Annotated in this window: 16 protein-coding genes and 1 pseudogene; 10 read left to right on the top strand and 7 right to left on the bottom strand. The window is 73.7% G+C overall.

Annotation, left to right across the window (positions count from 1 at the left end):
• Positions 1 to 21 precede the first annotated feature (21 nt).
• The 3 genes from ACE4Q9_RS02695 to ACE4Q9_RS02685 all read right to left on the bottom strand — a co-directional run bounded on the left by ACE4Q9_RS02695 (position 22) and on the right by ACE4Q9_RS02685 (position 2,245).
• Positions 22 to 774 (bottom strand): dienelactone hydrolase family protein, encoded by a 753-nt coding sequence (locus tag ACE4Q9_RS02695; protein ID WP_397982572.1) that lies wholly within the window; start codon positions 772 to 774, stop codon positions 22 to 24.
• Between the two features lie 69 nt (positions 775 to 843).
• Positions 844 to 1,134 (bottom strand): hypothetical protein, encoded by a 291-nt coding sequence (locus ACE4Q9_RS02690; RefSeq protein WP_397982571.1) that lies wholly within the window; start codon positions 1,132 to 1,134, stop codon positions 844 to 846.
• 79 nt (positions 1,135 to 1,213) lie between these two features.
• On the bottom strand, positions 1,214 to 2,245 hold the full coding sequence (locus ACE4Q9_RS02685) for an SDR family oxidoreductase (RefSeq protein ID WP_397982570.1): 1,032 nt from the start codon (positions 2,243 to 2,245) through the stop codon (positions 1,214 to 1,216).
• 214 nt (positions 2,246 to 2,459) lie between these two features.
• On the opposite strand from ACE4Q9_RS02685, the gene ACE4Q9_RS02680 reads away from it, so the two are divergent.
• Positions 2,460 to 3,353, top strand: coding sequence for an alpha/beta fold hydrolase (locus ACE4Q9_RS02680; protein WP_397982569.1), 894 nt, complete (start codon positions 2,460 to 2,462; stop codon positions 3,351 to 3,353).
• 268 nt (positions 3,354 to 3,621) lie between these two features.
• On the opposite strand, the gene ACE4Q9_RS02675 is transcribed toward ACE4Q9_RS02680, so the two are convergent.
• A complete protein-coding gene (locus ACE4Q9_RS02675) occupies positions 3,622 to 4,281 on the bottom strand; it encodes an HAD family hydrolase (protein WP_397982568.1) in 660 nt (219 codons plus the stop codon).
• Between the two features lie 44 nt (positions 4,282 to 4,325).
• The gene (locus tag ACE4Q9_RS02670; protein WP_397982567.1) at positions 4,326 to 5,366 is read right to left on the bottom strand and encodes a PHP domain-containing protein; all 1,041 of its coding nucleotides are present in this window, start codon (positions 5,364 to 5,366) and stop codon (positions 4,326 to 4,328) included.
• A gap of 88 nt (positions 5,367 to 5,454) precedes the next feature.
• Here ACE4Q9_RS02670 and ACE4Q9_RS02665 point away from each other — a divergent pair, with 88 nt between their 5' ends.
• On the top strand, positions 5,455 to 5,700 hold the full coding sequence (locus ACE4Q9_RS02665) for a hypothetical protein (RefSeq protein ID WP_397982566.1): 246 nt from the start codon (positions 5,455 to 5,457) through the stop codon (positions 5,698 to 5,700).
• Between the two features lie 9 nt (positions 5,701 to 5,709).
• Here the strand turns inward: ACE4Q9_RS02665 and ACE4Q9_RS02660 are convergent, their stop codons facing one another.
• On the bottom strand, positions 5,710 to 6,951 hold the full coding sequence (locus tag ACE4Q9_RS02660; RefSeq protein ID WP_397982565.1) for an RICIN domain-containing protein: 1,242 nt from the start codon (positions 6,949 to 6,951) through the stop codon (positions 5,710 to 5,712).
• Between the two features lie 332 nt (positions 6,952 to 7,283).
• Here ACE4Q9_RS02660 and ACE4Q9_RS02655 point away from each other — a divergent pair, with 332 nt between their 5' ends.
• The 8 genes and pseudogenes from ACE4Q9_RS02655 to ACE4Q9_RS02620 all read left to right on the top strand — a co-directional run.
• Positions 7,284 to 7,475 carry a hypothetical protein gene (locus tag ACE4Q9_RS02655; protein WP_397982564.1) on the top strand — a complete coding sequence of 64 codons (192 nt, stop codon included), beginning with the start codon at positions 7,284 to 7,286 and terminating at the stop codon, positions 7,473 to 7,475.
• Positions 7,472 to 7,924 (top strand): monovalent cation/H+ antiporter complex subunit F, encoded by a 453-nt coding sequence (locus tag ACE4Q9_RS02650; protein WP_397982563.1) that lies wholly within the window; start codon positions 7,472 to 7,474, stop codon positions 7,922 to 7,924. Before ACE4Q9_RS02655 ends, ACE4Q9_RS02650 begins: the two co-directional genes overlap by 4 nt.
• Positions 7,925 to 7,987: 63 nt before the next feature.
• Positions 7,988 to 8,248, top strand: coding sequence for a hydrogenase subunit MbhD domain-containing protein (locus tag ACE4Q9_RS02645; RefSeq protein ID WP_397982562.1), 261 nt, complete (start codon positions 7,988 to 7,990; stop codon positions 8,246 to 8,248).
• Positions 8,245 to 8,985 carry an MnhB domain-containing protein gene (locus ACE4Q9_RS02640; protein ID WP_397982561.1) on the top strand — a complete coding sequence of 247 codons (741 nt, stop codon included), beginning with the start codon at positions 8,245 to 8,247 and terminating at the stop codon, positions 8,983 to 8,985. Before ACE4Q9_RS02645 ends, ACE4Q9_RS02640 begins: the two co-directional genes overlap by 4 nt.
• Positions 8,986 to 8,993: 8 nt before the next feature.
• On the top strand, positions 8,994 to 9,341 hold the full coding sequence (locus ACE4Q9_RS02635) for a sodium:proton antiporter (protein ID WP_397987101.1): 348 nt from the start codon (positions 8,994 to 8,996) through the stop codon (positions 9,339 to 9,341).
• Entirely contained in the window at positions 9,341 to 11,110 is a 1,770-nt protein-coding gene (locus ACE4Q9_RS02630) for a complex I subunit 5 family protein (RefSeq protein WP_397982560.1), read from the top strand. Before ACE4Q9_RS02635 ends, ACE4Q9_RS02630 begins: the two co-directional genes overlap by 1 nt.
• A gap of 171 nt (positions 11,111 to 11,281) precedes the next feature.
• On the top strand, positions 11,282 to 13,534 hold the full coding sequence (locus tag ACE4Q9_RS02625; protein ID WP_397982559.1) for an ArnT family glycosyltransferase: 2,253 nt from the start codon (positions 11,282 to 11,284) through the stop codon (positions 13,532 to 13,534).
• Positions 13,535 to 13,612: 78 nt separating this feature from the next.
• A pseudogene (locus ACE4Q9_RS02620) lies at positions 13,613 to 14,287 on the top strand (ribose-phosphate diphosphokinase); the annotation flags it as partial.
• A 59-nt stretch (positions 14,288 to 14,346) separates the two neighbouring features.
• On the opposite strand, the gene ACE4Q9_RS02615 reads toward ACE4Q9_RS02620, so the two are convergent.
• Positions 14,347 to 14,727: an anti-sigma factor antagonist gene (locus tag ACE4Q9_RS02615; protein WP_397982558.1), complete on the bottom strand. Its 381-nt coding sequence runs from the start codon at positions 14,725 to 14,727 to the stop codon at positions 14,347 to 14,349.
• Positions 14,728 to 14,832 lie beyond the last annotated feature (105 nt).

Raw genomic sequence — 14,832 nt, 5'->3', positions numbered from 1 at the left:
TCAGGACCCAGCCTACGGGCGTCAGTCCCGGGGCAGGGTGCGCCCGAGGAGGGGAATCAGCCGGTCCCAGTGGCGCCGGAAGGCGGCGGGGTCGAAGGCGTCCGTGTCCGCCATGGTGAAGCCGTGGATGGTGCCGGGGTAGACCTCGGTGCTGTGGCCGACCCCGGCGGCCTCGAACGCCTCGTCGATCGTGGCGATGGCCTCGGGCGTCATGTCCTTCTCGGCGAGGCCGAGATGCACCTCGGCGGCGAGGTGTTCCGGGATGAGGCGGTGCGGGCTGTCGGGTTCCTCGGTGACCAGGAAGCCGGGGTGGAAACCGGCGACCGCGGCCACCCGGCCGGGATGGGCCGTCGCGGTGCGCATGGCCAGGACGGCGCCCATGCAGTAGCCGATCGCGGCGAGCGGCCCGGCGGCGACCTCGGGCCGGCCGTTCAGGAACGCCAGGTAGGCGTCGGCGTCGCGCAGGACGCGGTCGGTGGTGTGCGCCTGGGCCAACGGCATGAGCTGGGCGATGACCTTGGGCCGGATCTCCTCGCCGATGTGCGCGGGCAGGTCGACCACCGGTGCCGGGCCCTGCCGGTAGAAGACGTTGGGCACGAGCACGTAGTACCCGTGCCCGGCCAGTTCGCGGGCCATCTCCTCCAGCACGGGCCGCAGGCCGAAGGCGTCGGGGTACATCAGCACCGCGGGGTGGGGCCGGTCGTCGTCGGGAAAGGCGGCGAACGCGTCGGCGACGCCGTCGGGGGTGGGGATGCGCAAAGACGTGGTGGGCATGATCGCCCATCGTGGCCCGCCTCGCCGGACGGGCGCAAGGAAGGTCGACCGTGCGGGGGACGCGGGCGTTCAGGCGGGCGACTCGTCCGGGCCCGGGTGTTCGGGGTGGACGGTGCCCGTGCGGGGCGCGCCGCGGGGGCCGCTGCCGGCCTCGTCCGTGTCGGGCAGCCCCTCCCCGTCGCCCTCCTCGCTTCCCTCCTCGTCGTCCGGGGACTCGCCCGGCTTCTCGCTCGCCGGGCGGTCCGCGGGCAGGTCCCAGGGGTCGTCGGACCGGGCCAACTGGTCGGGCATGTCACGCGGGACCGGATCCGGCTCCGGCTCCGGCGCGCCCGCGGGTTCCTGTTCGCGCTGTACGGCCATGATGTCTCCGCCTTCCTCCCCTTTTTGTGCCGTGCGGTCGGATGTCGTCGTCGGTCAGCCCACCCCGTGGCCTTGCCGGTCAGCCCACCTTGTGCCCCTGCATGGGCGCGGTGTCGAGACCGCTGCCCCGCTGGAGTCCTTCCAAAAACTCCTCCAGGACCTCCGTCGCCGCCCACCGGGGCCGCCAGCCCAGCTCCTCGTGCGCGCGCGTGCAGTCCATCAGCGGCAGCCGCAGCACCGCGTCGAACAGATGCGGGGAGGCCGGCAGCAGATGCAGGCTCCAGGCCGCGGCGATGGCCGAGCGGGCGGCCGTCCGGGGCAGCCGGACCGGACGCGCGCCCAGCAGTTCGCCGAGGACGGCGGCGTCGAGCGGCGGATCGGCGGCCAGGTTGTAGGCGCCGCGCGCCGTCGCCGAGCGCACCGCGAGCCGGTAGGCCTCGGCGGCGTCGTCGGTGTGCAGGGCCTGGACGCGCAGACCGGGGATGTCCGGCAGGAACGGCAGCAGTTCGGGCCGGGCCAGCGGGCCGGGCAGGAAACGGCCGCCGAAGATCCGGCGCTGTTCGCTCGCCGACTCACGCTTGAACAGGAACGCCGGCCGCATCCGCACCACCCGCACCTCGGGGTGGTCGCGCTCGAACACGTCCAGGGTGCGCTCCAGGTACGCCTTCTCCCGGCAGTACGCGGCGTCCGGCCAGCCGTGCGTCGGCCAGGACTCGTCCACCGCGCGGTCCTTGGGGCCCGGCGAGTACGCCCCCACGGACGAGGCGTGCACCAGCACCGGCACCCGCGCCGCGGCGACCGCCTCGAACACCCGGATGCTGCCGAGCACATTGGTCCGCCAGGTGGTCGCCGGATCGTGCGTCGGCTGGAACGCCCACGCCAGGTGGACCACCGCGTCCGCGCCCGCGAACCGTTCCGCGAGGTCCGCCCCCTGCGACGCCAAATCCACGGCGGACCACTCGGTCCCCGGCGGCGACCACTCGGGCATCCGGCGCGCGAGACCCCGTACCGAGGCGACCGCGGGATCCTGGGAGAGCAGGCGCACCACGCTCGTACCGACATTGCCGGTGGCGCCCGTGACCACCACCGTGCTCCCCGCTGAGCTGCTCACCTTGGTCTCCTTCCGCCCTCGGGCCGACGGCCCGCGACCGACCGGCCGGGTACCCGGCCGACCGGGCGGCACACGCGACCGGGCACCCGGACACACGTGCTTGACGTGCCGGGTAATCGACCCCGCGGCCCGTCGCGGGCACGATCGGGATCATCGGCGGAGCACGGCCCCACGCGTCCGCCGCCGTTCGCGCGCCATCTTCGAGGAGGACCCCATGCCGTACTACGAGAGCCCCGTCGACGGCACCCGGCTGCACTACGTCGACCACGGTCCCGCCTCCGGCGCGGTCGCCGTCTTCGTCGCGAGCGCCTACCTGGGCCACGAGATGTGGGAGCACCAGATGCTGCCGCTCGCCGAGGCCGGATACCGCTGCGTGGGCCTGGACCGGCGTGGCCACGGACGCTCGGACGACGTCTGGTCGGGGTACGACCTCGACACCCTCGCCGACGACCTCCAAGGGCTGCTCGACCACCTCGACCTGCGCGCGGCCACCCTGATCGGGCACTCCGTCGGCACCGCCGAGGTGGTGCGCTGCCTGACCCGGCACGGCTCCGAGCGGGTGGCCCGGATCGCGCTGGTCTGCGGGGTCGCGCCGGGCATCATGCGCTCGCAGGGGCTGCCCGGCGGTGTGGACCCGGCCCTCGCCCGCGCCGACGAGGAGTTCTTCCGGCGTGACCGGCCGGCCTGGTTCACCCATTTCGCGGACGCGTTCTTCGCCGTCTCCAGCGCGGGCAACGAGGTCTCGGACGCCTATGTCCGCCATCTCGTCGACCGTTGCCTGGTGGCCACGCCCCGCGCCGCCACCGGCGTGCGGTCCGTCGTGACCGGCCTCGACCTCACCGCCGAGCTGCCCGCCGTGGACGTGCCCGTGCTCGTCGTGCACGGCACCCACGACACCTCCGCGCCCCTCGCCCATACGGGTGAGCGGCTGGCCCGGCTGGTGCCGGGCGCCGTCCTGAGGGTGTACGAGAACGCCGGTCACGGACTGTTCTTCACCCACGCCCGGCGGCTCACCGCGGACCTGCGGCAGTTCCTCGGCGCGGCCGCGGCGACGGCGGCCGTCACCGGGATCTGCCGGATGCTGGCCGCGGCGGGGATCGGTGGATAGGGCCGCCCGTCGGTCGGATGCGGGGGAGCCCGGCGCGCATGAGGAAGCCCCGGCGGGGGGATTCACGGCCGGGGCGGCTTGGAAGTGGGTGCGGACGGCGGTCGCCTCTCGGCGAAAGGCTCCACAGGGCTTCAGCCGAACGATCGTCCCTGTGGGCAAAAGGTGAGGCCCAGGGACACTGTCCCGTCCGTACCCACGGCTGGTTCAACGGTCGACCGGCATCTCCTGTTCCGCCCCCCGCCCGTGACCTGCGCCACACCTGGGACGCTCAGCCCAGCGGGGTCTCGCCGAGGCGGGCGAGCAGATCGGCGGGGTCCGCGTAGACGGCCTCCGCGCCGGCCTCCGTCAGATCGGCCCGCGGGATCCCGCCGCACAGCACGCCCAGGCAGCGCACCCCGGCCTTCGCGCCGGCCCGCATGTCCCACACCGTGTCCCCGACGAACACCGCCCGCTCGGCCGGCACCCCGGCCAGCTCCAGCGCGTGCTCCACCGGCTCCGGGGCGGGCTTGCCCTCCTGCACGTCGTCGCTGCTGGCGGTGGCCTTGATCGCGTCGTCCGCGTCGATCGCCCGGCGCAGCGCGCCCAGTTCCGGACCGCTCGCGGAGGTGGCGAGGACCACCGTCCAGCCGTCCCGGTGCAGCCGTCGCAGCAGCTCACCGGCGCCCGGCAGGGCGGGGAGCCGGTCGAAGTACTGCCCGTACAGCGCCTTGTGCGCCGCGTTGAGCTGCGCGTCCTGCTCCCGGTCGCGTTCCTCGCCCAGCAGGTGGGCGATCAGGTCCGAGGAGCCCAGCCCGACGGCCCGGTGCACGGCGTGCATGGGCACGGTGTGACCGGCCTGCCGGAACGCCTCCCACCAGGTGACTACGTGCAGATGATTGGTGTCGACGAGGGTTCCGTCGACGTCGAAGACGGCGGCGCGCTGCTCCATCCGGGCCTCTCTCTCACTCGTGCGCTCCTGCTCCGGGTACCACGTCAGGCGCCCGCCACGCGCGCCGGTACCCGCCCCTCGCGCGTCCAGTCCAGCAGCTCGTCCGCGGTCCAGGTGGTGACCACCCGCTCGGCCGGCACCCCGCACTCCTCGGCGCGGGCACAGCCCAGGATCTGCCAGTCCAGCTGACCGGGCGCGTGCGCGTCGGTGTCGATGGCGAAGAGGGTGCCCGCAGCCACGGCCCGGCGCAGCAGCCGGCGGGGCGGGTCCAGCCGTTCCGGGCGGCTGTTGATCTCCACCGCGGTGCCGGAGTCGGCGCAGGCGGCGAACACCTCGTCCGCGTCGAACTGCGACTCCGGGCGGCCCCGGCCGGTGACCAGGCGCCCGGTGCAGTGCCCGAGGACGTCGGCGTGCGGGTCGCGCACGGCGGCCACCATGCGGCGGGTCATGGCGCGGGCGTCCATCCGCAGCTTGGAGTGCACGGACACGACGACCAGGTCGAGCCGTTCCAGCAGCTCCGGTTCCTGGTCCAGGGAGCCGTCGTCGAGGATGTCGCACTCGATGCCGGTGAGCAGCCGGAACGGCGCCCAGCGCGCGTTCAGCTCCGCGACCGCGTCCAGTTGCTCGCGCAGCCGCTCGGGGGAGAGACCGCGGGCCACGGTCAGCCGGGGCGAATGGTCGGTCAGGACGGTCCACTCGTGGCCGAGCTCGGCCGCCGCCCGACCCATCTCCTCGATCGGGCTGCCCCCGTCGGACCAGTCCGAGTGGGTGTGGCAGTCCCCCCGCAGCAGCGCCCGGAGCGCGGCTCCGGGCCCCGCACGGGCGGTGTCCTCGCGCTCCGCCTCCAGCTTGCGCAGATACCCCGGCACCTGGCCGTCCAGCGCCTCGCGTACCACCTGCGCCGTCTTCGGCCCGACCCCCTTCAGTGCCTCCAGGGTTCCGTCCGCCGCCCGCGCGGCCACCTCGCCGGGCGGCAGCGCGTCCACCGCGCGGGCGGCCGTGCGGAACGCCCGCACCCGGTAACTGGGCGCCAGCGCCCGCTCCAGCAGGAAGGCGATCCGCTCCAGGGCGGCGACGGGTTCCATACGACCAAGGCTCACACCGGCGCCGGTAACGGGCACGGGGAACCGCACGAACGACCACGCGCGGACGTTCCGTCCTAACCTGAATTGCATGACCGAACAAGCAGCCCCCTACATCTCCCAGCCGCGCATCATGGTGCTGGGCGTGTGCCCGGGGAAGCCGGGTGAGCCGCCCTTCCGGATCATGGAGATCGACGGCGAGGTGATCGGCGCGGCCCGGAACGTCACCGATGTGCTGGAGGTCGCCGCCGCCTACGGGATCACCATCCACGACCTCGACGATCCGGACGTGGTCCGCTGGGTCGGCGGCGACAAGTACACCTGGACGCTGCACTGAGCCGACGGCTCAGCCGACCGTCCACTTCTGGTTGGCGCCGCCCGTGCAGGTCCAGATCTGCAACCGGGTCCCGTTGGCCGAGTTGTTCCCGGTGACGTCCAGACACTTGTCCGCCTGCGGGTTGACGATGTCGTGCGCACCCGTGACGGTCCACTTCTGGTTGGCGCCGCCGGTGCAGTCCCACAGCTGGACGGTCGAACCGTCCGCCGTGCCCTGGCCCGTCACGTCGAGGCACTTGCCGAGCGCCCGTATCGTGCCGTCCGAGCCGACCGTCCAGGACTGGGCGGCGGTGCCGTTGCAGTCGTAGAGCTGGACCGGGGTGCCGTTCGCGGAGTTCGCGCCGGCCACGTCCACGCACTTGCCGGCCAGCCCCCGGATCGGCAGCCCCGCCGCGCTGTCGCTGGTCGTGACGGAGACCGAGTCCACCACCAGCTGCGCCGGGAACTGGGTGCTGCTGTCCGGGTCGCCGGGCCAGTAGCCGCCGACCGCGAGGTTCAGGATCAGGAAGAACGGCCGGTCGTTGTAGACCCAGGTCTTGCCGTTCAGGTCGGCGGGCGTGCGCCGCTCGTAGACGGTGCCGTCCACCGACCAGGTGATCGAGTTCGGCGCCCAGTCCACGGCGAAGGTGTGGAAGCCGTCCGCGAAGGCCTGGCCGTTCGGCAGGGTGTAGGCGGCGCCGATGCCGCCAGAGCCGGAGTAGCCGGGCCCGTGGATGGTGCCGTGCACGGTGGACGGCTCGAAGCCGACGTTCTCCATCACGTCGATCTCGCCCGAGTCGGGCCAGTTCACCGGCGTGCCGAGCATCCAGAACGCGGGCCACATGCCCTGCCCCCGCGGGATCTTCATCCGCGCCTCGACATGCCCGTACTGGGCGTTGAACTTCCCGGCCGTGTTCAGCCGCGCCGAGGTGTACTGGCACGTGCCGTACCAGCACTGGTATCCGGCCGGGTTCTCCTTCCTCGCCGTGATCACCAGGTGGCCCTGGCCGTCCAGGGCCGCGTTGTTCGTGCCCGAGGTGTAGTACTCCCGCTCGTGGTTGTTGACGTTGTCGCCCGTCTCCTGGGTCCACTTCGAGGAGTCGACCGGCGAGCCCGCGGGCCCGTCGAAGGTGTCCGAGAAGGTGGTCACGGCCGCGGCGGGTGCGATCCGGTCGGCGGGGTGCGCGTGCGCGGGGCCGACGGCGGCCGCGCCGACCAGCGCGGCGGACAGGGCGGCGAACAGGCATCTGCGGAGCAGACGGGGGGAGGCCATGGCTCTCCGATCGGTGGGGGGGCCTTCGGACGACCTTCGGCAGGCATGCGGGAGGCATGCGGAAGGAGTTCGGAAGGCGCTCGGATTCAGCGATGCCTCTTGATTTAAGGAGTGAGATAAGTGGGCGTCAAGAGTCTGGTCCGGACCTGCTGTTGAGGTAACGGCACGCCTCGCCGGTTTCCGTTCACGCCTCCGGGGCACTCCGCTCGCGGACCCGCGTGCCGCCGCCCCGCAAGGGTTCCGGCGGTGCTTGGATGCACCGGACGGCGAGGCGGACACACCGCCGCGAACCGGGAATCAGCCCTGGACGGGACGGAACGAGGAGGCGGTGGATGCGGCGTACGACGCCCCGCGCGGTCCTCCGCGCAGTCGGTGAACTCCTGCTGTGGTGGAGCGCGTTGGCCCTGCTCTGGCTGGTGCTGATCACCACCGTCGACACCCTGGAGCGGATCGTGGGGGCGAGCGTCGCCGCGGTCGGCGCGCTGCTGGCACGGGCCGGCCGGCGGGCGGTGAGCTGGCGGTGAACGGCTGGATCCTCGCGGCGACCGTCGAACTCGGCGGGGGAGGGGCGGCCGCCCTGTGGGGCGTGACCACCGGCCCGACCGCCCGCCGTGTCGTCGCCCAGAACCTCACCACCGCCGCCCTCTGCCCGGCCCTGCTGCTGCTCGCCCAGGGGTACGCCCGGCCCGCCTACGTCGACCTCGCCCTGCTGCTCGCTCTCCTCGGCCCCGTCGGCACCCTGGTGTTCGCCCGGCTGCTGCACGAGGAACTGGAGGGGCAGCGGCCCAGCGCCTGGGGGCTCACCTACGCGGTGGCCGCCGTGGGCGCCGTGGTGGTGATCGCGGTGTGCGCGGCCACCGGGCCCGGCCGGGCCATGGTGAAGCTGCTGGTGATCGGGGCGCTGCTGATCGGCGGCAACCTGATCGCCTCCCGCGCCCTGTCGGGTGCCTTCCGGGGGGTGCGGGGTGGCTGACCCGGCGCGCGACGGCGGCAGCGGGCGCGCGGCGACGCCGCTGCCGCGCACCGGAGGTGCCGTATGACCGATGCCCTGATCCTCGTGGCCCTGTTCCTCGTCGCCGCCGCCGCGACCGCCGCCGTCGCCCAGCGCGACCCCTCCCGGCAGGCGCTGGTGCTGTCCGTGCTCGGGGTGCTCCTCGCCGTGCTGTTCACCGTGCTCCAGGCGCCCGACGTCGGCCTGTCCCAGCTTGCCGTCGGAGCCGCCCTCACCCCGTTGCTGATCATGCTGTCGGTGCGCAAGATCCGGCGCCGCGGCCGGGACCGGGACGGCGCGCGGTGACCCCGCGGCTGCGGCTGTGGCTGCTGGCCGCGGGCGGCGCGGGCCTCGCCGCCCTGCTCGCCGCCGCCTGCCTCGACCTGCCCGGATTCGGCGGCCGCTCGCACCCCTACGGCACCCGCGCCGTGCGCGCCTCCCTCGCCCGGCACACCGCCAACACCATCGCCTCCGTCAACTTCGACCAGCGCGCCTACGACACCCTCGGCGAGATGAGCATCCTGTTCGCCGCCGTCCTCGGCTGCGTGGTGCTGCTGCGCCAGGCCCGCGACGAGCACCGCGAGCGGCCCGAGCCCGCCGAAGTGGCCCGGCCGGTTCGGCGCTACGCCCTCCTCGTCGTCCCCGTCGCCCTGGTCTGCGGCCTCTACGTCATCGCCCACGGCCAGCTCAGCCCCGGCGGCGGCTTCCAGGGTGGCGTGGTCGCCGCGACCGCCCTGCACCTGCTGTACCTGGGCGCCGACTACCGCGCGCTCGAACGCGTCCGCCCGCTCGCCGTCTTCGAGGCCACCGACGCCCTATGCGTCTGCGCCTACCTGGTGCTGGGCCTCGCCGGGATGCTGGCCGGGACCGCGTTCCTCGCCAACACACTGCTGCCGTACGGCACGTTCAACACGCTGTCCTCCGGCGGCACCGTCCCGCTGCTGAACGCGGCCGTCGGCATGGAGGTGGCGAGCGCGGTCGTCGTCCTGCTCGCCAACTTCCTCGACCAGGCCGTCGAGATCGAGGAGGAGAACGCGGGATGAGCGCCCTCATGCAGGTCCTGCCGTACCTGATCGCCGCCTATGTCTTCCTGACGGGCTGCTACGGCCTCGCCACCAGCCGCAATCTGATCCATGCCGTCGGCTGCCTCTCGGTGTGCCAGGTGTCCACTTACATCCTGCTGCTGGCCGTCGGCTACCGGTCCGGCGGCACCGCGCCCGTCTTCTCGGACATCAAGCCCGGCTCCCGGCCGCTGGTCGACCCGGTGGTGCAGGCCCTCGCCCTCACCGACATCGTGGTCGGCGCCACCGTCACCGCGCTGCTGCTCGCCCTGGTGCTCCAGATCGTCAAACGGCACGGCACCCTCGACCCCGACGAACTGCGGGAGCTGCGCGGCTGATGCACCACCTGCTCCCGCTCCTCGTCGCGGTGCCGCTGCTCGGGGCCGCCCTGCTGGCCGCCGCCGGACGCCGGCTGCCGCGCCCCGCCGCCGAGCTGACCGGCCTCGCCGCCTGCGCCGCGACGGCCGCGCTCGCCCTCGTCCTGCTGCTGGACTCCTCGCCCCCGATGGTCGAATGGGTCGGCGGCTGGCTGCCCGTCGGCGGGGAGAGCGTCGGCATCGAGGTGATCGGGGACGGCCCCTCGCTCGGCATGGCGTTGCTCGTCTCGCTGCTCACCCTCGCCGCGCTCGCCTACTCCTGGCGCTACTTCGACGAGCCGCCGCGCGGCCACGCCGGCTCGTTCCCCGCGCTGATGCTGGTCTTCCAGGGCGCCATGTGCGGATTCGCCCTCGCCGGCGACCTGTTCAACGCCTTCGTGTTCTTCGAGCTGATGAGCGTGGTGGCGTACGCGCTGACCGGCTTCCGCATCGACGAGGCCAAGGCCGTGCAGGGCGCGCTGACCTTCGGCGTCGTCAACTCGCTCGGCGCGTACGCCATGCTGACCGGCATCGGCCTGCTGTACGCCAGGACCGGCGAGTTGTCGATGGCGAAGATCGGCCGGGGCCTGGAGAGCACCGGCGGACACGGCGGCCCCGACGCGCTGGTCCTCGCCGCCTTCGTGCTGGTGCTGACCGGGCTGCTGGTGAAGGCGGCCACCGTGCCCTTCCACTTCTGGCTCCCCGACGCCCACGCGGTCGCGCCCACCCCGGTGTGCATGCTGCTGTCCGGAGTGATGGTCGAACTCGGCGTGTACGGCGTCTGGCGGGTCTACGGCACCGTCTTCGCCGGCCCCGGCGGCATCCCGGCCGCCGACCTGACCCGCGCCCTGGTCACCCTCGGCGTCCTCACCGCCGTGACCGGCGCCGTCATGTGCTGGTACCAGCGGCACATCAAACGGCTGCTCGCCTTCTCCACGATCGCGCACACCGGCCTGTTCCTGGTGGCCGTCGGCGTCCTCACCCCCGAGGGCGACGACGGCGCCGCGCTGTACATCCTCGGGCACGCCGGGGCGAAGGCCGCCCTGTTCGCCTGCGCCGGCGCGCTGCTCGACCGGTTCGGCAGCGTGGACGAGCACGAGTTGCACGGCCGGGCGCGCGAACTGCGCGCGACCGGCGTCCTGTTCGCCCTCGGCGGGCTCGCCCTCGCGGGGCTGCCGCCCTTCGGCACCGGGCTTGGCAAGGCGGTCAGCGAGGAGGCCGTCGGCGGGCCGCTGACGGTGGTGTACGTGCTCGCGTCCGCGGTCACGGCGGGCGCGGTGCTGCGGGTCGCCGCGCGGGTGTTCCTCGGCCTCGGACCGCCGCCCGAGGACACCGACGCGTACGAGACCAGCGGTTCGGCGGAGGAGCCCGAGTCGTCCGGGCTGCTCGGCCGGATCCCCGACACGATGACGACGGTCTCGGCCCTGCTCCTCGCGGCGGCGCTCGCCGTGGGCACCGTCCCCGGCTTCGGCGACCTCGTGGCCCGCTCGGTCAACGAGGCGGGCTCGGGCGGCGCCCACGCCTCGGCCGCCTGGACCCCGCACGGCGTGCTGCTCGGCCTGGTCTCCGCCGCCCTCGCCGTGGCCCTCGCCACCGCCGCCGTCACCCGCCGGCACCGCCCGGCCGTCCCCGCGTGGGTGATCCCGCTGCGACGCCTCCAGTCCGGGCACGTCGGCGACTACGTCGCCTGGCTGCTGCTGGGCACGACCATGCTGGCGGCGCTGGCCCTGCCGGGGGTGCTCGGCGGCTGACGGGCGGTCGACGGCTGACGGGCGGTCGGCGCGCCGCGGGTAATGACTCCGCTTTACCGGAGCAAATTACGTATCGTGCGATCAAAGAATTGCTCTGTTCGCGATGAGAGTTTCCTTGAAGAGGGCCCGGCACGGCGTGCCGGGCCCGCGGCGTGACCAAGACTTCCGGGCATGGCAACGAACGTTCTCGATGCGGCCGCCGTCACCGGCGCCGCCCGCCGCGCACCATGGAAAACCCCGGTGGGCGAGCCCCCGTACGCCCGTCCGGCCCTGCTGGTGCTCACCGTGCTCGCCGCCGTGCTCTATTCCTGGGGCATCACGCACAGCCAGTACCACACCTTCTACGCCGACGCGGCCCGCAGCATGACCGGCAGCTGGAAGGCGTTCTTCTACGGCTCTTTCGACCCCGCGAATTCCATCACGCTCGACAAAGCACCGGGATTCCTGTGGCCGCAGGCCCTGTCCGCGCGCCTCCTCGGCTTCCACCCCTGGACCCTGACGCTGCCCCAGGTCCTGGAGGGCGTGGCGAGCCTGCTGGTGCTGTACCGCCTGGTGCGCCGCTGGGCCGGGACGCACGCGGCGCTCCTCGCCGCCGCCGCGTTCCTGGTGACCCCGGTCGCCGTCGGCCTGTTCCGCACCTCGGTGGAGGACCCGGCGTTCACCCTGTGCCTGCTGCTGGCCGCCGAGGCCACCCAGCGTGCCGCGCGCGCGGGCCGGCTGCGCCCGCTGCTGCTGGCCGGGGTCTGGGTGGGCGCCGCCTTCCAGGCCAAGATGCTGGAGGCCTGGGCCGTGCTGCCCGCACTCGCCCTGGTGTACCTGGTCTCCGCCCCGCTCGCGCTGCGCCGCAGGATCGCCCACCTCGGCGTGGCCGCCCTGGTGACGACCGCGGTCTCGGCCTCCTGGATGCTCGCGGTGACCCTCGTGCCGGCCAAGGACCGCCCGTACGTCGACGGCACCACCAACAACTCCGCGTTCAGCATGGTCGTCGGCTACAACTTCCTGAACCGCTTCGGCTCGCTCGGCATCAGCGCGGCCTCCACCGGGAGCGTGAGCGCGACGCAGGGCGGCGGTCACCGGGGCACCGGGATGCGGGGCGTGGCCGGGCCGGGGGCCGTACGCGGCACGGCGGACACGCACGGGGCGTCCGGACGGCAGGGCGCGGAGGCGCGAGGGTCGTTCGACCGGCAGGGGGCGCCGGGGGCGTCCGGACGGCGGGGTGCCGGGGCCGGCGCCGGTGCCTCGTCCCTGGCCGCGGCGGGCGGCTTCGGCGGCGGGGAGAACGGGTGGGCGAAGATGTTCGGGACCACCCTCGCCGCCCAGACCGGCTGGTTCTACCCGTTCGCCGCGCTGGCCGTCGTCTGCGGTCTGCTCTGGCGGCGGGGACGGCCGCACACCGACACCTCGCGCGCCGGATTCCTGCTGTGGGGCACCTGGCTCGCCACGTACTTCCTGGTGTTCAGCGCCGGCAGCGTCGGCCCGCACACCTACTACATGGGCGTGATCGCGGTGCCGCTCGCCGCGCTCACCGGCGCCGGGACGGTGCTGCTGTGGCGCGCCCACCGCTCGGGAGGCCCGCGCGCCTGGGCCCTGCCGGGCGCGGTGGCGGCGACCACGGTGTGGAGCGCGTGCCTCGCCGACCGGTTCGCCGCTTCCTTCCTGCCGTGGCTGGCGCCCGCGGTCGGCGCGCTCGGCCTCGCCGCCGTCGTCCTGCTGGCCCTCACCCGGCCCGAACGGCCGCGCGGCAAAGGCCCGTTGGCGCTCGTCGGCCTCGCCGCCGCCCTGGCGGCCGTACTGCTCGCGCCGAGCGCGTGGGCGGTGCAGGTCTTCAACCCGGCGTACGGCACCTCGGGCATGGGCTCGGTGGGCCCGACGACCCCCAACCAGGCGCAGCGGAGGGGAAGTTCGGGACGGGGGGCCGCCGGTGCGCCCGCCGCCGGCCGTACGAGCGCCGCGTCCGCCTTCGCCGCACGGGCCGGCATCGCCTCCGACGGCACCCTGGCTCCCGACGAGCGCCGCCTCCTCGCCTACACCCGCGCCCACCAGGGCGGCGCACGCTACGTGTTCGCCACCACCAGCTGGAACGCGGCGTCCCCCTACATCCTGGCGGCCGGCGCCGATATCCTGCCGCTCGGCGGGTTCAGCGGCAAGGTGCCCTTCCCGGCCCAGGGCGACTTCCAGCGGCTGGTCGCCACCGGGCAGGTGCGGTACGTGCTCGCGGGCGGCCCCGCCGGTCTCGGCCCCCTCGCGGCCGGAACCGGCAACACCGCCACCGGGCCGACCATGGCGACCCGGATCACCGACTGGGTGGCGGCCACCTGCGCCAAGGTCCCGGCCTCGGCCTACGGCGGCACGGACACTCCCGCCGCGCCCGGGGCGCCCGGACGGACCGCCCGGACGCTCTACCGCTGCGGAACGGGCCAGTAGCATGAGCGCGGCAGCCCGGAATGATCATGCGAGGAGCAGACCGTGCGCGACATCGCCGTCTTCAGCGGCAGTGCCCATCTGCTGATGTGCGACGCGGCGCGGGGCGCCTCCGCCTCCCGGATCACCGTCGTCATGCCGCACTATTCCTACGCACGCTCCGACAAGAAGGACGCGCCCCGCATCTCCATCGGCGGCCGGCTCGTGGCCGACCTGATGGTGGCCGCGGATCAGCTCCACCAGGTGCTCCTGCACCGGTTTGACCAGCGGCTGGATCAGGAAGACGTCCCGACGCCGTCCTCGAAGCCGTTCCGCCCGAAGATCCGCAGGGGCACCACGGTGGTCTCCCCGGACCTCGGCGACGCCAAGGAGGCCGCCGCCTTCGCCCGCCGCATCGGCGCGCAGGTGGCGGCCGGCGCCAAGCAGCGCTACGCGGACGACCGGGTGACCATCAGCTCCGTCATCGGCGAGATCGCCGGGCGGGACGTCATCGTGCTGGACGACGAGATCGCCAAGGGCAGCACGGTGCTCGAACTCCTGGACAGGCTACGCGAGTTGGGGCCGCGCTCGATCCGGGTGGCGTGCACGCACGGGCTGTTCGTGGCCGGTGCGCTCAGGCGGATCGGCGAGCAGCCGGACGTGCTGGAGATCGTCTGCACCAACACCGTGCCGATCCCCGCCGACGAACAGACCGGCAAACTGCGCGTCCTGTCCATCGCCCCCGGCTCTCGCCGAGGCGATGCGGCGCATCCATGACGGGGAGTCCGTCAGCGCCCTGTTCGGAGAGAGCTGAGCCGCTCCCGGAGAAGCTCTCGTCACCGCGAACCGGACGCCGCGCCGGCTGCCGCCAGGGCCGCGTCCGCCGTGGCGTGCGGCGGCAGCAGCCGGGACAGGCCCGTCTCCCGCAGCACGCGCAGGGTCAACGGGTGGGTGCACGCCAGGTGCACCTGCCCGCCGTGCCCGAGGACTCGGGCCCGCGCCCGGTAGAGCAGGCGCAGCCCCGAGCAGTCGAAGAACTCCACCGGCCGCAGATCGAGCACGATCCGGGCACCGGGCCGGCCGGTCACCCGGTCCAGGAGCGGACGGATCTCCGCCGCCGCGACGAGGTCGATCTCGCCCCGGAACTCCAGGACGGTATGCGCCCGGTATGTGTACACGCGCAGATGCCGGGTGAGGGACACTGGTTCCCGTCGCACCTCGGCACCACCTCCCACCCGCGCCCGGACGTCGGATCTCCGACCGTCAAGTTACCCACGATGGAAGGAATTTGAGCATGTTCGATTGACATATGTCTTCGGATT

The organism is Streptomyces sp. AM6-12 (assembly GCF_044327085.1).
Lineage (GTDB): Bacteria > Actinomycetota > Actinomycetes > Streptomycetales > Streptomycetaceae > Streptomyces.
Note: the sequence above shows the minus strand (reverse complement) of the source record. Positions and strands in the feature narration are given on the sequence as shown.